This window comes from Sutterella wadsworthensis 2_1_59BFAA, assembly GCF_000297775.1.
Lineage (GTDB): Bacteria > Pseudomonadota > Gammaproteobacteria > Burkholderiales > Burkholderiaceae_F > Sutterella > Sutterella wadsworthensis_A.
In genome coordinates, this window is the sequence record NZ_JH815521.1 from 17274 (window position 1) to 36841 (window position 19568).

Here is a 19568-nt window from a genome sequence, read left to right on the forward strand (position 1 = left end):
AAGAGGAACCGCCTCATGACCGAATTCGCCGACCACGTTGAAGACTTCTGCACTCGTCTCTTTGAAGACATCCGCAAGCTCACCGCCGACACCTGCGGCGTCACGCGCGAGGGGTATACGCCCGAAGAAGACAAGGTGCACGAGAGACTCGCCGAGGCCGCGCGCGAGATCGGTCTTGAAGTCCATGCTGATGCTGCGCTCAACCTCTGGATGACTTTGCCAGGTCGCAACAGGGATTTGCCAGCCTTCGTCTCGGGATCGCACTCCGACTCCGTTCCGCAGGGCGGCAATTACGATGGGCTTGCCGGCATCGTCGCGCCGCTCGCCGTGGCCAAATATCTGAAGGATACGAATAGGGTACCCGAACGGGACTTCTGTATCGTTGCATTCCGAATGGAGGAGTGCCCGGAATTCGGACGTGCCTATGCGGGCAGTCTGGCGCTGACGGGCCAGCTCAAGCCCTTTGAGCTCGAACTCCCTCGCAGGGATTCGGGGAGACTTCTGAAGGACGTTCTTCTTGAGCGCGGGGTCGACGTCGAGCGCATCGCGTCGGGAGAGCCGCTCATGGATCTCTCGAAGATTGCGGCCTTTGTCGAGCTTCACATCGAGCAGGGACCGAGGCTTGACAAGGAGCCCGTCAACCGTGCGGCGGTGGTTACCGGCATTCGCGGGTATCTGAGGCACAAGCGTTGCCGCGTCGAGGGCGAGACCGCGCATTCGGGCGCAGTCGATCATGAATTCAGGCACGACGCCGTCGCGGCCCTGACGGACCTGCTTTACGTGATGAACAGGCACTGGGAGGCCTGGCTCCATGACGGCAAGGATCTGGTCTTCACCTGCGGCGTCATCAACACGCCTTCGACGGCCGACATCTCGATCATCTCGGGCGACGTCTGCTTCGGGCTCGACATGAGAAGCCTTTCCATGGAGACGATCCGCGCCTTCCACGACCTCCTTCTTCAAGAGGCGACCGCCATCGAAGAAAAGCGCGGCGTGAAGTTCAGTTTCGACGACGTCATCGTAGGCGAGGCGGCACGTCCCGACGCAATCCTTTTCAATCGGCTCGTCAAGGCCGCGACGGATCACGGCATACCTCATCTTCAGATGGCGAGCGGAGCGGGCCACGACGCCGCGGTCATGACGAGCGCGGGCGTGCCCACGTGCATGCTCTTCGTCGCCAACCAGAACGGGTCCCACAACCCGCATGAGGCGATGCGAATTTCGGATTTCCTCTCAGGTGCGGAAATTCTCATGCGCGCCGTCGTGGATTATGATTGACGGCAACGGGAGCCATTCTCCCTTGCAGATCGCCTGCGGCGGTTCCATGAGTCAGGACCGCGCGTCGTAACGTTTAGGGGACATCGCCCATAACATTTCGTTACAGGCGGCGATAATATTATCCCACGTGCTTATGCGTGACAGCGAAAATCAGAAAGGAGTACGCACATGGCCAAGGATCATTCTCACAAGTCTGCCGTCGAACCCACCGGCGGCAGCACCCTTGAAGTCGTTGACGTTGATAGGAAGCCCTTCTATCCCGTGGCTGCCCTTGAACCCAAGCATGTCGAACCCCATTCGTTCGACTCGATGACGCAGGTCGTCACCTATCTTCGCGACAAGCTTCGCGACACGCCGCTCGTCTCCCCCGAAGAGTCGGCCGCCGAAGTGTTCAAGATGCTCAACCGCGACCTGACGCAGACGGAGCGTGACGCGCTCTTCAAGCTGCTGCTCGTCAAGGAGGCGCATCAGGCGGGCCTCTTCCCGAAGAAGCCCATCGACATGAACGCTCTTTCGGACAAGCTCCGCGAAGGCGCCTATCCGTACAAGAACCGCTACCCGAACAAGCTCTATGAGAAGGAACTCTATGACCTGCAGGTCGAGCTTCTGAAGCTTCAGGACTGGGTCAAGCGCACGAACTCGAAGATCATCGTGCTCTTTGAAGGCCGTGACGCGGCCGGCAAGGGCGGCACGATCCGCCGCTTCACCGAGAACCTCAATCCTCGCGGCGCGCGCACGGTGGCCCTTTCGAAGCCGACCGAGAATGAAGCGGGCCAGTGGTACTTCCAGCGCTATTGCGCGCACCTGCCCAATCCTGGCGAGATCTGCTTCTTCGACCGCTCCTGGTACAACCGCGCCGTGGTCGAACCCGTGATGGGATTCTGCACGCCCGAGCAGACCGAAATCTTCCTCAACGAAGTGACGGGCTTCGAGCAGTCCCTCATCAGGGGCGGCACGCACATCATCAAGTTCTGGCTCGCCGTGAGCCAGGACGAACAGCGCCGCCGCTTCCGCGAACGCCGCGAGAACCCGTTGAAGCGCTGGAAGCTCTCTCCCGTCGACATCGCGTCCATGGACCGCTGGGACGACTATTCGAAGGCCATTCGCCGCATGTTCCAGATGACCGACACGGCCGAAACGCCCTGGACGGTGATCCGCAACGAAGACAAACGCCGCGGTCGTCTCAACGCCATCCGCGTGCTGCTGCAATCGATTCCGTACGACAACCGCGACATGAAGAAGGTGGGCAACATCGACCCGCTCATCGTCGGTCGCGCAGGCAGCCTCTTCGCCTCTAACGGTGATCCGCTGCGCTTTGACATCAACAACGAGATCGGCAACAGCTGATCGACCTGAAACCGTTGTTTCGATGGCCCGCAGATACGACATCTTCGGGCCCTTTGATTTTTCACCCTCCTCTTATCGCTGACCGTGGGCTTTCGGCCACTGCCGCACGTCATGCGAACTGAATCGGGCGTTTGGCGCCCGATCGGGAACGATGCCCCCAAAGCGCGCGCCCTACATATAAAATTATGCGCTTTGCGCCTCTGAAGGCCCGGCTGCCGTCGGCAGAAGGTGCGATTTCAGGCGTTGATTCCTGCAACTTTTGCGAAACAGCAGAGCCTTTTTGGGGCGGAATCCATGTCCCGCAACGGGTTCAAAGTGACGGAACCTTGCAGAAATCCGCCTCATGTAAGCTGTTTGCCCTATGTAACCATAAGCTACATGTCCATATAATCCTATTCAAGGACATCGGTCACAAGGCCCGCACCGTCTCTGCTGAAAACGACGGACGGTCCCGAAGGCGCCCCACACAAGAGTCCTACAACACCTCCCGCATTAGAAAAGCTATGCAAAACACAGACAACAAGCGCTTTGTCGCGATCGGCCTGATGCTGTTCGCGATCCTGTTCGGCGCAGGCAATCTCATCTTCCCCGCCTCCATGGGCCAGGCTTCCGGCGATCACTTCGTTTGGGCTTTCATTGGCTTCTGCATTACGGGTGTAGGCCTTCCCCTTCTCGCCATCATGGCGATGGCTTATGCGGGATGCAATGACCTGCAGGAGGCTGCCGGCCGCGCACATCCCCTTTATGGTCTGTTCTATACGGTCGTGGTCTACATGTCCATCGGCCCCTGCTTCGCCATTCCGCGTACGGGCACGGTGGCTTTTGAAATCGGCCTGCGTCCCTTCCTCACCGAAGGTCAGGTTGAAATGGGCCTGTGGATCTTCCTCGTCCTCTTCTTCGTGGTTTCCTACTGGCTTGCCGCCACGCCGCAGAAGCTCGTCGACCGCGTCGGCAAGATCCTGACGCCGGCCCTCGTGCTCACGCTCGGTGCTCTGATCGTCAAGTCCGTCGTAGATCCGCTCGGCGTTCCGCAGGCCGCCCAGCCGAACTATGCGGGCGTCCTCACCGCCACGGTTGCGGGCATCCTTGACGGTTACAACACGCTCGACGCCATCGCCGCGTTCGTCTTCGCCACGCTCGTCACGAACTTCGTCCGTGAAGGCGGTGCCAAGACCGCGAAGGAAGTCACCTCCCAGGTCTACAAGTCCGGCATCCTCGCCGTGTCGCTCCTCGCCGTGATCTACTTCTTCATCGCGAAGATCGGCGCTGAGTCCGTCACCGCCATCGGCATGCAGGACACGGGTGCTCCTGTGCTCGCTGAAACCGCCAAGATCCTCTTCGGCAACTTCGGCGCCATCCTTCTCTCGGTCATCGTGCTGCTCGCCTGCCTGACGACGTCCATTGGCCTCATCACCTGCTGCGCCGCCTACTTCATGCGCATCGTCGGCCGCCTGACGTACAAGCAGTACTGCCTGCTCTTCACGATCGTCTCGTTCCTGATCGGCATGTTCGGCCTCAAGACCATCATCGTCTCCACGATCCCGGTCCTGATGTTCGTCTACCCGCTCTGCGTGATCCTGATCGTGCTGCTCTTCACGGACAAGCTCTTCGACGGCCGCCAGTGCGTCTACGCCTTCACCACCGCCTTCACGTTCGTGATGGCCGCGGTCTCCGGTCTCGAAACCGCCGGCGTGAACCTCGGCGCGATCTCCGAAGCCATCAAGGCCTACGTCCCGTTCGCCCAGTACGGCCTCGCCTGGGTCCCGTTCGCCGTCACCGGCTACGTCCTCGGCCTCGCCTACAAGGCCGCCGTCCCCTGCAAGGCCTGCTGCAAGCCGGCCTGACAACCTGACTCTCAAGTGAAGCCCCCGGTCAGGACTCACTGAGAAAACCCAAAGGGCCCCGCACTTTTCCCCGAAGCGCGGGGCCTTCTCTTTTCCGGCTTTCGGGCTTTTGCGCCTCTCTTCACCGTATTCGAGGACCTCTCCGCCTCCTTCAGGCGATCCCTGCAGCAGACCGTCTGCGTGGTCCGATTCTCTTTCAGATAAACTACGGGCACCGTTCCCCCATCAAGGATCCATCGCATGCTCCGATTTCCCGTTCCCGGCGCGCCTCTGACGCCCACAGACAACGAGCGTACGCTCATGAAGCCCCTCATCCGCATCCTGGAAAAAGGCAGCATCCGCTGGGGCATCGGCTGCGCCGACTGGCTCCCCATCGATCCGCAGCACTGCGCGGCCGAGATCGGGCTCAATCTCAGGCACGTCAAGCTGAGTGAAATTGGGGATACGGCCGAACTCGAAGCCTTTTTTGATGAGTTTGCCAATCCGGAAGCGCCCTGCCTCTTCCTTTCCGACATCGACGTTCCCGTCCTTGCGGCCTGGGACGACGAGGAGGAGCGAGAGGCAATGCGCGGGATCATCGTGCGCGGGCTTGCACGCATCGCCGCGACACATGGACATCATTTCATCGTGACGGGCCTCACGAGCCTCACAAAGGACATCTGCCGCGAAGCGTTTGAGAACGCCGAGCCTCTTGCGCCTCACGAGACCGAGGAGCTCTTCACGATCTCCCATGAGCAGGTCGGCCTTCTCTACGGCGCGGACCTTGCCCGCATCTCCGAGGAAAGGACAATGGTTCCCGACCTCGTCATGATGGAGTTGGACCGCCATGCCGCACTCGGCGCACGCTACGTCGAACCGTACATTCTTCAATGGGTTCGCCAGGGGAAGGCCGGGATCCTCCCGCCCGTGCCCGCCGCGCTCACGCCCCGCTTCCTCGAGCGACTCCAAAACGCAGGCCTGATGGATCTGAAGCGCATGGCGCTCTTTCAGGAAATCCCCGCTGTTTTCGGCAAGGATAGGCTCGACCTTCTTGCCGAGGCGATGGTGACGCTCGGCTTCTGGACGCCGCTTCCCGCCGGGGCTGCGGACGAGCAGCCTGACGATGTGAGGCTCTACGATTACGCCTCCGTCTGGGGCGTTCGCCTGCTGGCCGTCCTGGCGCTCAGGTTCGTGATGAGCGAAGGAGCCGACTGGATGACGCCCACGCGCGAACTCATGCGAGCCATGTGGTCGGGCGAGCCCAACGAGGCCATGGATGCCCTCTGCGAAATGCTTGACTGCATCGAGGACCAGGATGCCGACCTCGACATCGGCGGGCTTTGCGCCGCCTGCATCCTCGCGCTCGACCTTGACCTCACGCGCGTGGTCAATGAAGATGAAGGCCTCGACATCCTCGCCGTGAGGCTCCCGGGCGGCATCTGCGAGCTCGTCTTCGCGCCCGAGGATCGTGATCCCGCCGAACTCGGAAGCCCCGACGGCACGCCCCGCATGGTCCTTACCATCGGTTGACGCGCGTTCTTCTTCTCCTTTGGGGAACTTCCTGAGCGCTTTCGAAGGGCCTGTCTCTCCATTCCGAGGGCAGGCCCTCTTTTCATGGCGGATGATGCCTTGTCCGGAACAAGCGTTCCCCTCTAAGCGCCCGTCCCGCAGGGATGGAGCCTCAAGGCACGTGTTGCAAAAGCGAGACAGTGCGTTCTTCGGACTTCGATCTTCGACGTCTGGGATAAAGCGCCTCCCCTTTCAATTTGTCCTGTTTTTTGAATAGAATTCCCCAAAGGGGATTCTATTCGAGTGAACTTATCGGCCTTGGCTCTGGTACCAGAGCTCGATTTCGCGCGGATTCTCGCCCGGCCCCGCGGGCACGCGCGAAGCGGTGAGTTCGTCTCGGGTGAGCGGTCGGATGTCGGTGATGACGAGTGGAAGCATCTTGTGCTTCACTTGGACGTAGAAGGTCCCGACCACCTCTACGTCGGTGACGACAGCATCGCTGTTGCGTCGCCAGACGTGGATTTCCTTCTTGACGGTGGGCGTCATGTAGGGGCGGTCATTGAGATTGCTGCAAAACGACGGCCTCGTCGCCACCCATTCCCACACGTAGCCCTTCTGGTCGGGATGGCGCACGTGGTCGTTCATACGGCGAAGGGGCCGGCCGTAGACGGCGACGAAGTCGCGCACGTAGGTCTTCCCTTTGGCCGTTGCCTTGAGCGCCTCCGGGGTGAAGACAGTACCCGGCATCATGCGGTTGTCGGCGTGTTGTTGGGGACCGCTGCAGCCTGCGAGCATCGGAGCTCCGAGAGAGGCGCTGAGAATGGCCGCGGCCTTTGCGAGCGTTCTGCGCTTGAAGTCAATCGTCATCCTTGCTACTCCGAGAAATGATCGAGCTCGGCGGGCGTGAGCGGCCTGAAGCTGTGTGGCGCGTCCGTGCCGACAAGTGGCGCGCGGTAGATGTAGAAGACGCCCGTGAATTCATGCCGCTTCACGACGCCCGTCTTGTCGAACCAGATGCGCAGGTTCTTCTGCGTGATAGGAAATTCCGAGATCGGGTTGAAGGGGATGAAGTTCTTGGCGGAGGGGCGTCCCCTCATCCAGCTGTAGTGGCGCACGATCTCGTGGCCCATGTGGATTTCATAGTCGGGTTCGCCGAGCTCCGCATCGATCTGCGCCATGGTGGTCCGGCCGTCGATGATGAGCCTCGCGGCCTTCTCGGTCGAGAGGTCACGCACCTCGCCGCTTCCGACGGCACAGCCGCCGAGCATCGAGGCGCAGGCTGCCAGAAGCAGCAGAGTGCGGACGCGGCCAGCGTCGGTCCGCGGGCCCCTTGTGGTTCCTTCCGGCAAGGTCTTCTCCTTTTGTAGCGCTCGTTCAGTCCTGTGCGTGCCCGGTGCGATGAAATTCATTTTGAACTCGCTCGGGTCCCATTGAACACCCCTCGCTTCGCGCAGAGGCAGCCTCAAGGGGGCCGACAGCCCAAAACGAGCGTGGTTCAGGGGAAGTTCCTGACCAACGTTCACACTTTTGCCGCGCAAATTTCATTAAGTCGAGTTATTATAGTTGTCATGAACGTCGGCGTGGTTCTCACGCCCCGTTCAGCATTTTTCAAAGTGTTGGCCTCCGGAGGTAAAGGTCATGTCCGACAACGATAAGAACCGCATCAAGATCAAGCTGCCCGCCGTCTCCTACGACATCGTGAAACTTGCCGCCACTCTCACCGGTACGTCCGTGAAGTCCTTCGCGGCCCAGGCGGTGATCAACGCAGCCCTGCATGTCACGGCTGAAATCGAAAACCGCTCCCTCGGCTCCAACATCGAAGCCGACATTCATCTCACCGAGGAAGAGGCTCAGGCTCTTCTTGCCCTCGTCGAAAGCCTCGACACGCACGACGGCAAGGACGAAGACGTCGAGGAAGCCACCGCCGAGGACTTCGAGGAAGAAGAACCGGCGGAATGCGAATGTGATTGCGAAGTCGAATGCAAGTGTGACTGCGACTGCAAGTGCGAGGACGACGCCGAATGCAAGTGCGAAGAGTCCGAAAAGGCTGAAGAGCCTGCCGCTGAGGCCGCTCCCGCTGCCCAGCCCAAGGCCAGGCACGGCCGCAACCACCGCTGATCTTTCGACTTGAGTCCCTTGTCGCAAGGGACCTGAGAACACAAAGGGGATCCATCAACAACGGGTCCCCTTCTCTTTTCCATCATTCGTCGGGCCTCAGGCGACCTGCGGACTTCCGGCGGTCAGCCTGCCGCTGCGTTAAGTGCGGCCATCGCCTGAGCGCTCACGACAAGCTCGATGCGTGCGGACGCCCTGGTGAGGCCCAGATAAAGCAGCCTGCGCACGCGATCGTCCATCGTTTCTGGGCCTTGAGTGATCTTTTGACGACTTGCAGGTTTCAGACGGCCCGACTTTGCCGCCTCCCTTCCCAACCTGCTATCCTTTGCCATTAACGAAAAACGGGGCCGCTCCCTTGAGAAGCAGCCCCGTTCGGGACTTGAAGTCGGATCGGGCGTCAGGCCTTGCGGTCAAGCTCGATGGGCTCGCCCGAGGCCTTTTCCTCCTTGGGTTCGCCGAGCGACATGACGGCGTTGAGGATGATCGCGCCGAAGGTCGCGGTACCGATGCCGCCGAGGCTGAAGAAGCCGAGGTTGAGGGTAAAGTCGCCGCCGCCGAGAATCAGCGTGACGGCAGCCACGATCAGGTTGCGGCTGTTGCCGAAGTCGACTTTGTTGACGACCCAGACGCGAGCGCCGGCCACGGCGATGAGGCCGAAGACCACGATCGAGGTGCCGCCGAGGACGGGCTGCGGAATCGTCTGGATCACAGCGCCGAACTTCGGGGAGAAGCCGAGGATGATCGCGAAGATCGCGGCGACCGGGAAGAGCAGCGTGGAGTAGACGCGCGTGGCGGCCATCACGCCGATGTTTTCACCGTAGGTCGTCACGCCCGTCCCGCCGAAGGAGCCCGAGAGCATCGTCGCGATGCCGTCGCCGAGGAACGCACGGCCCATGTACGGGTCAAGGTTGCGGCCCGTCATGGCGGTCACGGCCTTCACGTGGCCGAGGTTCTCGGCAACGAGAATGATCACGACCGGAACGATGAGCGCGATGGCGTGCATCTCGAAGACCGGTGTGTGAACCGTCGGAACGCCGAACCAGGCGGCGTTGGAGATGATCGAGAAGTCGATCGGCTTGCCCATGCCGAAGCCGTTGGCGAGCACCGCGTAGATGAAGTACGCGATCACAAGGCCGATGAGGATGAGGAGCTTCTGGATGAAGCCGCGCGTCCACACGGCAACGCCGCCCACGCTCATGAAGGTGACGACGGCCATCCAGGCGTCGAAGTCCGTCGGACCCACCGAACGGCAGGCCGTCGGGGCGAGGTTGAGGCCGATCACGGCGACGACCGCCCCCGTCACGACGGGAGGCATCAGCTTTTCAATCCACTTAACGCCCGTAAGCATCACGATGAGGCCCACGACACAGTAGACGAGACCGCAGACCACGATGCCGCCCAGCGCAACGGGAATGTTGCCGTTGAGGCCCGAGCCCGCAACGTAGCCCGTCGCTGCGATCACCACGCCGATGAACGCAAAGGATGAACCCAGATAGCTCGGCACCCTGCCGCCCACGATGGCGAAAAAAATGAGCGTGCCGATGCCGCTCATCAAAACCGCCATGTTGGGGTCAAAGCCCATGAGAATCGGGGCGAGAATGGTGGAGCCGAACATGGCCACCACGTGCTGAACGCCCATCGCCACCGTCTGGCCGGTGGGAAGACGCTCGTCAGGGGCCACCACGCCCTTTTCCTTGAGCTTCCACTGCGGGAAATAACCCATTTTTCCTTACTCCTCAAACACGTTGAATCTACACGCACAGGCGCCTCGTCCTTCGGCTTTCCGGACAAAACGCCTCGCGCTCAAAGAGTCGTAAGGGTTCCTCCTAAGGACGAATCGTCTGTGCAAACTTTCGTATTATAAGCACACATTTCGAAAAATAAACATAAGGTGTTTTGACTAGACGGGCGGACGCCGCTCCGGAGCGAAGCCTGCGTGCGCAAAAAAGGGACGGCATCCATTTCGGACGGCGTCCCCTTTTGTCTCTCTGGTGCCTGAGCGTCAGAGCGTCTTCATGGCGTCTTCGACGGCCGCGACGAGGTTCGGGCTGGCGGTGAAGCAGACCTTGTTGCGTTCCGGAATCACGACGGACTTGCCGGTCTTGAATTCACGACCGACGCGAGCGGCGGTAGTCTTCAATTCCCAGCGGCCGAAGTTCCAGAACGTGACGCGTTCGCCGCGGGCCATGGCCTCGACGATCTCTTCATGCACGGCATCAACGATGCCCTCTACGAGGGAGGGCGAGAGCACGAGGCGTTCTGCGACAGCCTGCGCGATTTCCTTCTTGTTCATTGCGGTAGTCCTTCTCTTTATTCTTGGGGACGGGCTGCCCGTCCGGGCACCCTCTTTCGGCGACGCTTTCCGTTCAGGTCCTGTGGAACGTCTGTGTTGTGGTCCGCCTGTCACGTTAAGGTGACATCCCAATTGTACCTGCGGGGAAATATGCTTGGGGGTGTCACCCAGACGAATTGTAATGTTTTCCAAAACGACTCGCCTGCAAATGCTTCTCGTCTGGGTCTCCATTCCTGAACGGCCCGTCAGTCCCGGGAAATCCCCTGCATTTCACATGATTCCCGGCGGTGCGGCCTCAAATCGGTTTCGATTTAACATTGCTGACGTTCACAGGAGGCTGATCATTTTGAAAATGCGCGTGGCACAGGCGTTTGTAGTGTTTGCTGAGCAACAGTACCCGAAAGGTACCTTAGTCACCGAGCTTTAATACGCCTTGAATTCAGTCCGAGAGAGGGTTCTCCGAAATTCCATGCGCCGTGTCATGATTTTTTACAAACCGCCTGTGGTTTTTCCCCTCAACTGCAGCCGTTTGAAGGCCGAGAACCCCTGCGCACCCTCTTCTCCCCTCTCCTGAGGGCGGATTGAGGTCGCCTCACGCCGTAGTTCTACCGATTGTTTTCCGCCAATGCGAAAGGGCCTGCCGACGGCGATTTACGCGGGCAGGCCCCTCTCAATGCGGATACACCGGATGCAGGATCAGCGGATTATTCCTTCCCGGTCCAGCAGTACGTGCAGAGCTTCTCAGGGTCAAGGCCGATGGCTTCGATGAGGCCTTCGACGGACTGGAAGCCGAGCGAGTCGAAGCCCATCTTGTCGCAGATGGACTTGAGCATGCACTGGCCGCGCTCGGTCTTGGCGTCGGCGTACTCGGCGAGGTGCTTGTGATCCTCGTCGCCTTCAAGCTCCTGAATGACGCGACGGGCGAGGAGCTCCATGTCGGAGTTGCCGCGGGAGAAGTTCAGGTACTTGCAGCTGTACATGATCGGCGGGCAGGCGGAGCGCATGTGCACTTCCTTCGCGCCGGACTTGTAGAGGAAGTCGACCGTTTCACGAAGCTGGGTGCCGCGCACGATGGAGTCGTCGATGAGAAGAAGCTTCTTGTCCTTGATGAGTTCGGGGACCGGAATCTGCTTCATCTTGGCGACCTGATTGCGGATTTGCTGGTTCGCGGGCATGAAGGAGCGGGACCAGGTCGGCGTGTACTTGATGAAGGGACGGGCGAACTTCTTGCCGCTTTCATTGGCGTAGCCGATGCCGTGCGGAAGGCCGGAGTCGGGAACACCCGCCACGTAGTCGACGTCGGGAGCCGTGCCGTCGGCCATGGCGTTGCGGGCCATGATCTCGCCGTTGCGGTAGCGCATCACCTCGACGTTCTTGCCTTCGTAGTTGGAGTTCGGATAACCGTAGTACGTCCAGAGGAAGGCGCACAGACGCATCTTCTCGGCAGCGGGCGAGAGAACCTCGATGCCCTCGGGCGTGATCTTGACGATTTCCTGAGGTCCGAGCTCATAGTGGTCCTCGTAGCCGAGCTTGTGGTAGACGAAGCTCTCGAACGAGACGCAGTAGCCGTTTTCATCCTTGCCGATGAGAACGGGCAGACGACCGAGCTTGTCGCGGGCGACGATGATGCCGTCGGGTTGCAGGAGCATGATCGTTTCGGAGCCCTGAATAATGTCCTGGGCGTAGCGAATGCCCTCGACGATAGACTGCTTGCGGTTGATGAGCGCGCCGACGAGTTCGGTGGAGTTCACCTTGCCCGAGCCCATCGCGAGGAACTGGGAATTGTTGTTGCTGAAGTAGCGCTCGATCAGGTCGTCGGCATTGTTGATGATGCCGACCGTCGTGATCGCAAAGAGGCCGAGATGGGACCTCAGGAGCAGAGGCTGCGGATCGTCGTCCGAAATGCAGCCGATGCCGCAGTTGCCCTTCATGTCCGCAATGTCCGGCTCGAAGCGGGTGCGGAACGGCGTGTTCGTGATGTTGTGGATCTGACGCTGGAAGCCCTTCTCAGGGTGGTAGATCGTCATGCCGCCGAACTTGGTGCCGAGGTGGGAGTGGTAGTCGACGCCGAAGAAGGTGTCGAGAACGATGTCGCGCTTGGATACAGCGCCGAAGAAGCCGCCCATTTTTGCTGTACTCTTGTATGGAAGTTGAAGATCTGAGTCGCGGACGCATGGCGTCGTGAGATTCGCCTGAACGGGGTCGTCCGCAAATGTTGGCGTGATTATCGCAAACAAACAGCCGTTTGTGGGGGCCTCGAACACTTTAGAACGGCAAATCTGTCCTTGGGTCAAGGATCCATACCGCCCGATCTAAGGTCTTTCCCTTAGGCGACTGAAAAACTGGCGTGAGATACGCCTTCTGACGATTTTGTGCCAGAGAGGATGAGGCGATGCCTCATGCGCAAGCGGGGTCCCCTTTCGGAGACCCCGTTTCCGTTGGCTAAGAAGCCACTAACGCTTGCGGGAAGCAATCACCCAGACAACGCCGATAATGATGGCGAGGCCCAAAAGCCCCAGCCAATCAACGCCTCCGCCGGTCATCGCAACATTGAGAACAATGTCGCCGTTCCAAACGAAGTTTGCCTGTGCTAAACTTCCTAACAAGGAAAAGAATGCAGCACACATCCTACTTTCCTTTCTAAAGACTAAGCCCGGTGTTGGTAGCACTGGGCTTTGTCGTTTTTGAACCCCTTGCGGGGACCCCTTCCGATGCCGAAGGCTCGTCATCGAAAATTTCGTGAGCCTTGCCGGAGAGTGGGGTGGATTTCAGAATGGCGTTTGCAAGCGATCCCTGCTGCCGATATTTTGCCAGAGTCAATCCTGGAGCGCCCGCTTCGCTCAAAGCGCCACCTTCCTCGTTGCTTCCTCCACCAGATGCTCATCACGCTTGTCGTAGCGTCGGGTCGTCACGACGGAGGAATGTCCCAGCGCCTGCCACACGGTGTTGATGTCGGCGCCGGACTCAAGGAGCCGCGTCGCAAAGGTTCGGCGAAGATCATGCGGCGTGAAGGACGAAACCGGAGATTCGTCTGCCCTGGCGCGCAGCAGCTGATGGATGGCGCCGGCCGTAATCGCCCCGCAGGGCTGGATGTTGTCGCCCTACTTCCACCGCCCCTGCTGTCAGCATGGCACACTTTGGCCCTCGCGCAACATCCGGATGATCCACCTCTCCGCGTCGTCAACGCCGAACCACGGAATTCTTCTGTTGAGGGCCGCGTAGACCGTGGCCGGCATCGGCACCTCAACGGTGTTGTGCGCCATCATGCTCCAGGCCACGGGAACTCTGGTGCCGTCGACAGACGGGACCCGGGAATACCACGCTCCCGGCACTACGGACGTCGTGAGCCAGGCATCGTCGATCACCATGATTTTCATGAGTGCCTCAATGCTGAGCTCGTAATGAAGTTCGCCGTCAATCTCTTCAATTTCCGTATCGACCCACACGGTCTTTACGGTCCCGTTCACGATGCTGATGATTCCCAAAGACGGAGACCAATGGGTCAAACCCAAATCTTCCGCCAAAGCGCCCACCACGTTCAGGACCAGATGGGGCTTCGGCTCGAGTTCCAGGCGCAACGTTGCGGGCTCGGCTGAAGATCCGAGCAGCGCCCGCTCCTTTTCGCTCAGACGTGCAACGCTCGGCAGCTTGATGTCATGCTTCATGTCGCTGGCAGAGAACCGGTCCCAGACCTTCGTGACTTTTTCTCTGTCCCCCTTCTTCACTCTGATGCGCCATCCCCGCGGACTCTCCTCGGCCCCGGGCTCGATGATCGCACAGCGTCCGGATGCGACCGCCAGCCTATGCCCGATGATGAGGGACGGAAGGTCCCAATCAGCCTGCTCTGCGTCATCAGTTCTCCCCTTGAGGAGGTGCTCGTTGATGAAGGCGATCGAGTCGGGATTGGCCTTTGCAAGGCCTTCGCAGAGCATCTCATAGCCTTCCGGATCCGTCTCCTTGAGGAACGCAGCGGCAATCCTCACCATCTTCGAACAAAGGACGACAGGTTCACTGCCCTTGTCGGACGAGGCCGCACATTCCTTGTTGAAATCCTGCATTCACGAACTCCTTGATGAAACTCTACTCCCTGAAGCAGTGGACAGTGGCTGACTTGAGGAAAGCTGCCGCCGATTGATTCCATCCTCGTCAGACATTATCTTCCGAGACACTCCCTCTCTTTCTTCCCGATTCCTGATGAGTTCATTATGAGGACTCGTGCGTCAACTGCTGTCGCACGGAAAATCCCGCAGGCCGCCTTCTTTCGCCGTCGTCTCGGGTGCCCTCCATATCCCCGACAACAAGACGGGAGATTGAAGTCTGGTGGCGGCTTCGCAGGGCAAACGGCGTCTAGAGCAGACATCTCTCCGTGGCTGATCGTGTCGACCTGACTGTTGCACCCCCTTTTAGAACGTCGTTCTCGCTCAGCGGAACGGTTGGACTCTCTGTGTTGAGATGGGCATTGAGGTCAGGACACGGTGAAGGCCCCTACGTCAAGCAATAGGGCCGGGCCTCGCAGCGACTGATCAGAATAAAACAACGGCCTGCAGCTCCGAAGAACTACAGGCCGTTTTCAGTCATCCGCAGGTGATGTCACCTGCTTCAAAACCCGAAGGCTTAGTATGAAAGCGGAAGCGCCGGAAACCAAAAAGAAAAAACACCCCCGGTAGGAATACTCGATTCCTATGTTGATGGGGCATTACTATGGACTCGCCCGGCCTGTGTCCCCGATTGTGTGTGCTGATTCAGGATTAAGGGCAACTCCAAGTATGAAGTGGCTTATGCCTTAGCGATTATCCATCCTCGAGCGGCTTTTTCCTTTTCGACGTCTGCAAGTGTCATCAGCCCATAACGCCTTAACGCGCGAATCCACCGAGGCCGGCGTTGACCATCCTGTTTAAAGACGCCTGTGTAATCGAACTCTTTGTCGATGTATGGTTTCTGATTCACAACCACCCAGTGGATCAGCAATGCCAGCTTGTGAGCTACTGCCATAACGGCCTTGCAGAATCCCTTGTGCTTCCACCCTCCGAATAGGACGGCAAGATGTGAGCCTTTGGTATGACACGCTGCTTGAGCGCATTCGGTAAGCACCTTTTTGATTAACCTTTGCCCATGAGGAGTCCTTCCGCTTTTGATTTGTCCGGCCGATTCGTTATTTCCCGGGCATACGCCCAGCCAACGAGCAAAAGCGTGTGGCGAGGAAAAATTTTCTACGAAGTCCGGTCCGATCATTGACATCAGCAACTGCGCAGATTTTTCACTGACGCCCGGGATAGTCGTCATTAGGCGAATGTTTTGTTTGACTTTCTCGCACTTCTTCAATTCACGGATGACCGTTTGTTCGAGAGTTTCGATTTCTTTGGTATGCGTCTCGATCAGTCTCAGGATTGATTGGACGATGTCCTTGTTAATTTGGGATAGTTCTCCGGAAACGGCATCCAGGATCTCCTCGATTGATTTTTTGCACAACGGATCAATCATGAGGGCGAGTTCTTCTCGGGGTGCATCTTCCAGAATGCCGGCGATGAGACTTTGGGAGGAAGCGCCGCCGATGTCGGCGAAAGCAACCGTAAATCTGAACCCGGAGTCATCCAGGACTTTCACAAGGCGATTTTTGAGGCGTTGACGTTCAGCAACAAGCGATTTGATTTGGGACTGAACCAATCTCAGCGAACGGTAAGGTTCTGCTGGAATAAACGAGGCTCGATAGAGGCCAAGGCGAGCAAGGTTGGCCAGCCATGTGGCATCACTTTTGTCGGTTTTGCGCTTGTCCGAACCACGATTAAAGATTCGCGGATTGATGAGGACTGGATGCAAATCAGCTTTTTCAAGATCACGGAAAGGCGCCTTCCAGAAAATGCCGGTGCTCTCCATAAGGATCAAGTCGGCGTTCTGTGAAGAGCACCATTCGGTAAGTCGTTGTCTACCGGAGTATGTGCCGGTGGATTCGAAGTATTCCTTTTCATGGACCTCGCGCCCTTTGGCGTCGTGCTGAACATGAACGGCGCAAGCGACCAGACGATTTTTGTGAACGTCCAGTCCTATCGTGCTGAAGTTGACGGTTGAGAGGTCATCGTTGCATTTGGCACGCATAACTGCCTCCGATGTATAGTTGAAGCATGGGGGGCAGTCTGCGAGTTAGTAGCCTATGAAGACTTTGTCAACAAGGTCTATTTAGTATTCGAGCAATGACGCTCAGACAGGGGATCGATACTCGCAGGCTCATTTTAGAAACGCGAAGGGATCGCACATCCAGCACCGAGCAACTACTGTCCCCCATAAGATTTTAGGGCGTACAACCGTGGTTGTACGCCCTAATTTAATTCCCCGCTTTCATGCGCAGGGGGGTGGCACTAAAGTGCTACACACCTCTTAGAAGTTGAAGCGGACGTTGGCGAAGATGCCGTGCGTGTTGATGTCGCTGCCCCAGGAACCGGAGTAGGAAACACCAACCGTGGCGTGCTTCGCAACCTGACCGACGATGCCGAGACCGAGGTTGGCCTGATCCTTGAGTTCAGAGCCTTCGATCGTGGCGAACTTGCCGCCTTCGCCCATCTGGACGTTCACGAGACCTTCGGTGTCACCGAAGTAGTGAGACCAGCCGAGGTCGGCCGTCAGAGCGACAGGCATGTTGCCCATGGCGAACGGAACGGCGGTACGAACACCGAGCGTAGCGATCTGAATGTCGTCCTTGATTTCGTCGGTCTTGAAGCTGTGGCCGAGCGTATTGTCAGTCATGGCATCCGTTTCGACGCGGGCCCAGGTGAAGCCGACGTACGGGGAGATCTTCGCAACGCTCAGGTCAAAGTTGTACGCACCTTCAACGAAGCCCTGAAGGACGGAGGCGTTTTCGCTGTGCTGGTTCACCGTACCGCCCCAGACACGGGTCGTGTCACGATCCTGATCCGTGTAGGCAACACCGTAGGTCATCGTCACATTGCCGATGTCCGTCAGACCGTAGACGCCGAAGTGCGTGTCATCGCCGTCGATCTTGTTGGCGCCGGACTTGTAGTCCGTCGTACCGTAGCCGAAGAAGGCGCCGAACTTCGTGTTGTCAAGGACAAGAGCTTCAGCACCGAGGAAGCCGGCGCGGAAGTCGACGTCCATCGTGTCGCTATTGCCATCGGCTTCGCCCCAGTGACCGATCCCAGCAGCCCAGATGCGGGCGCGGCCGTTGTCAACTTCGGCGGAGCGACCTTCACCCATGCCGCGGGCCTGATCCATGACCGTGCGGGACACGGCCGTGGCGTTCACGACGAGAGCATTGCGGGCCGTGGCGTAGAAGTCATCGTCAAGCGTGGCCAACGTGTCGCCAATAAGCGAGACCTGATCTTTCTTGGTGCTGAGAATCTGGCCGGTAAGACTGCTACCGGAAGCAGCGATGGCAGAAGCAATGCGCTGTTCGTTGGCGGTCTTGGCGAACTGTTCAACGGTGACACCATCCTTCTTGGTCATCGTCACCGTGGCCTTGTTACCGGAACCCGTAGCCTTGGCAACGTCAAAGAAGACGAAGTCAGAGTTGGCTTCAGCGTTCAAATTGTCGAACAACTTGTCCTCGGCCTTGTTGTTCTTGGCTTCAAAGGAACCTGTGATGGCATCCTTTTCACCATTGAAGACAGCGGCCAGTGTGGAACCGTCGGCACCTTCAAGCGACAGCTCAAACTTCTTGTCGCCGTTGAACGTAACGGAGTCAACAATGACGTTGGAAGCAGCATCAATGACGAGCGTACCACCATTCGCAATGTCAACCTTCAGTTTGCCTGCCGCGGCTTCCTTGCTGACAAGCTGACCCTTCATCGTGAACTGGTCGTTGTAGCTCGAGAGAACGCCGAATTTACCACCATTCTGCACCGTAACCTTGTTGTCAATGCCGATGGATTCAGCAAAGACGAGAAGCGTGCCGCCCCCAACGGTCGTCGTGCCGGCGTAGGAGTTGTTACCCGTCATGACGAGGGTGCCTTCACCCTGCTTGACAAGCGTGCCCTTGTAGCCAGCATTGTCGTTAGCACGCTTATCCTTGATGGCTTGAGCGCGTTCAGCATACGCAGCGAGAAGAGTCGACTTTTCATGATCGCCAACGATATGGCTAGTGCGATCGCTTTCAGTCACCTCGCCGTCACCATCCTTGACGACAAAATCCTTACCCGTGATGATCTCGCCATACGCCAGCTTGGTACCGTCTGCCGTTGCCTTCATCCATGCGTCATCTTCGGCCTTGCGCTGGTCAAGAGCCACGTTGGAGATGTCGTTCGACCAAACGTCAAGAGAACCAGCCTTGGCCATGTTGTATTCGAACTTGCCGAGGAACTGGCCAGGACCATACATGCCCTTGTCAAGGTCGGGCACGCCCCAACCCATGCGGTCGGAAACTTCGCCGTCCTTGCGGACAGTACCGTCAACGTCAGTCCAGCCTTCCATATTGGTGCCGTCAGCATTCTTATGGTTGGCCGTCGTGAACATGACGTCACGAACCTGAAGCGCATTCATCTGGTCATAGCGGGACATCAGGACGCCCATGGCACCGGCAACGTGCGGTGCAGCCATGGAGGTACCACCCCAGGAAGCGTAGCCAGGATTGCCGTGATCGTCCGTCGTGCTCGAGTAAATGCCGTTGCCCGGAGCGGCAACCGTCCACCACTTGCCCTGACCGGCTTCGTTGAAGTTCTTGATGAGTTCGTAAGAACCGGCCTTAGAACCCTTCTTCAAACCGGCAACAGCAATCCAGTGCTTTTCAGCGGCCGGGTTGTAGAGCGGATGGGAGTGTCAGGATTTCTGTGTCTGGGGAGGTTATTCCAGGGGCAGCCCAACGAGGCTGCCCTTTGTATTTGAGATGCAGTATGCCAGACCTGATGCGATAGCGGGGGCTAAGGTGGAGGGGCCCGCGCGGAGCGCGGGAGGATCCTCCTTAGCCCCCGCTATCGCGCGCCGCGAAGCGGCTGGCGCGTTAGCGCGAGAGGTCTAATCATATCCCTTCCTTACTCCATGGCACCTGTAAAGCGCTCACCAAACAGCAGAGCGAACTGGGGCATGGCAGCAGCCCACTTGGGCGTAGCACGCTTCCAGGAGGCCGTGAAATTCATGATGGCCAGGTAAATCAGCTTCTTGGCAGCGTCCTCATTGGGGAACAGAGTGCGCGTCTTGATCACCTTCCTGATAGCACGGTTGAGCCCTTCAATCGCATTGGTCGTATAGATCAGCGTACG

At 58.7% G+C, this 19568-nt stretch carries 16 protein-coding genes and 1 pseudogene; 5 read left to right on the top strand and 12 right to left on the bottom strand.

Annotation, left to right across the window (positions count from 1 at the left end):
- Positions 1–15: 15 nt before the first annotated feature.
- The 4 genes from HMPREF9465_RS10990 (at position 16) to HMPREF9465_RS11005 (ending at position 5978) form a co-directional block, all read left to right on the top strand.
- The gene (locus HMPREF9465_RS10990; protein WP_005436987.1) at positions 16–1278 is read left to right on the top strand and encodes a hydantoinase/carbamoylase family amidase; all 1263 of its coding nucleotides are present in this window, start codon (positions 16–18) and stop codon (positions 1276–1278) included.
- A gap of 168 nt (positions 1279–1446) precedes the next feature.
- Positions 1447–2625 (top strand): polyphosphate kinase 2, encoded by a 1179-nt coding sequence (gene ppk2, locus HMPREF9465_RS10995; RefSeq protein WP_005436997.1) that lies wholly within the window; start codon positions 1447–1449, stop codon positions 2623–2625.
- A 503-nt stretch (positions 2626–3128) separates the two neighbouring features.
- Positions 3129–4469 carry a branched-chain amino acid transport system II carrier protein gene (gene brnQ, locus HMPREF9465_RS11000; protein ID WP_005436998.1) on the top strand — a complete coding sequence of 447 codons (1341 nt, stop codon included), beginning with the start codon at positions 3129–3131 and terminating at the stop codon, positions 4467–4469.
- Positions 4470–4709: 240 nt separating this feature from the next.
- Positions 4710–5978 (top strand): hypothetical protein, encoded by a 1269-nt coding sequence (locus tag HMPREF9465_RS11005; protein WP_005437000.1) that lies wholly within the window; start codon positions 4710–4712, stop codon positions 5976–5978.
- Positions 5979–6266: 288 nt separating this feature from the next.
- Here the strand turns inward: HMPREF9465_RS11005 and HMPREF9465_RS11010 are convergent, their stop codons facing one another.
- Both HMPREF9465_RS11010 and HMPREF9465_RS11015 read right to left on the bottom strand, forming a co-directional pair.
- The gene (locus tag HMPREF9465_RS11010; RefSeq protein ID WP_005437002.1) at positions 6267–6824 is read right to left on the bottom strand and encodes a hypothetical protein; all 558 of its coding nucleotides are present in this window, start codon (positions 6822–6824) and stop codon (positions 6267–6269) included.
- A gap of 5 nt (positions 6825–6829) precedes the next feature.
- Positions 6830–7306 (bottom strand): hypothetical protein, encoded by a 477-nt coding sequence (locus HMPREF9465_RS11015; RefSeq protein ID WP_051009084.1) that lies wholly within the window; start codon positions 7304–7306, stop codon positions 6830–6832.
- 289 nt (positions 7307–7595) lie between these two features.
- Between HMPREF9465_RS11015 and HMPREF9465_RS11020 the strand changes: the two genes are divergently transcribed.
- Positions 7596–8075 (top strand): hypothetical protein, encoded by a 480-nt coding sequence (locus HMPREF9465_RS11020; protein ID WP_005437009.1) that lies wholly within the window; start codon positions 7596–7598, stop codon positions 8073–8075.
- A 394-nt stretch (positions 8076–8469) separates the two neighbouring features.
- Here HMPREF9465_RS11020 and HMPREF9465_RS11025 read toward each other — a convergent pair whose 3' ends face one another.
- The 10 genes and pseudogenes from HMPREF9465_RS11025 to HMPREF9465_RS11060 form a co-directional block, all read right to left on the bottom strand.
- The gene (locus HMPREF9465_RS11025) at positions 8470–9795 is read right to left on the bottom strand and encodes a solute carrier family 23 protein (protein ID WP_005437011.1); all 1326 of its coding nucleotides are present in this window, start codon (positions 9793–9795) and stop codon (positions 8470–8472) included.
- A gap of 279 nt (positions 9796–10074) precedes the next feature.
- Entirely contained in the window at positions 10075–10365 is a 291-nt protein-coding gene (locus HMPREF9465_RS13505; protein ID WP_005437012.1) for an HU family DNA-binding protein, read from the bottom strand.
- Positions 10366–11069: 704 nt separating this feature from the next.
- On the bottom strand, positions 11070–12491 hold the full coding sequence (locus HMPREF9465_RS11040) for an amidophosphoribosyltransferase (RefSeq protein WP_005437017.1): 1422 nt from the start codon (positions 12489–12491) through the stop codon (positions 11070–11072).
- Between the two features lie 327 nt (positions 12492–12818).
- A complete protein-coding gene (locus HMPREF9465_RS13510; RefSeq protein WP_005437018.1) occupies positions 12819–12992 on the bottom strand; it encodes a hypothetical protein in 174 nt (57 codons plus the stop codon).
- Between the two features lie 213 nt (positions 12993–13205).
- A complete protein-coding gene (locus tag HMPREF9465_RS13940) occupies positions 13206–13457 on the bottom strand; it encodes a tyrosine-type recombinase/integrase (RefSeq protein ID WP_081579507.1) in 252 nt (83 codons plus the stop codon).
- A 30-nt stretch (positions 13458–13487) separates the two neighbouring features.
- The gene (locus HMPREF9465_RS11045) at positions 13488–14423 is read right to left on the bottom strand and encodes a hypothetical protein (protein WP_005437019.1); all 936 of its coding nucleotides are present in this window, start codon (positions 14421–14423) and stop codon (positions 13488–13490) included.
- A 718-nt stretch (positions 14424–15141) separates the two neighbouring features.
- Entirely contained in the window at positions 15142–16458 is a 1317-nt protein-coding gene (locus HMPREF9465_RS11050) for an IS110 family transposase (protein ID WP_005433045.1), read from the bottom strand.
- Between the two features lie 279 nt (positions 16459–16737).
- On the bottom strand, positions 16738–18723 hold the full coding sequence (locus tag HMPREF9465_RS11055; RefSeq protein WP_331270992.1) for an autotransporter outer membrane beta-barrel domain-containing protein: 1986 nt from the start codon (positions 18721–18723) through the stop codon (positions 16738–16740).
- Positions 18724–19110, bottom strand: a pseudogene (locus HMPREF9465_RS13945) (S8 family serine peptidase); the annotation flags it as partial.
- Between the two features lie 230 nt (positions 19111–19340).
- The coding region (locus tag HMPREF9465_RS11060) for an IS256 family transposase (RefSeq protein ID WP_005433140.1) at positions 19341–19568 on the bottom strand (228 nt) is incomplete at its 5' end.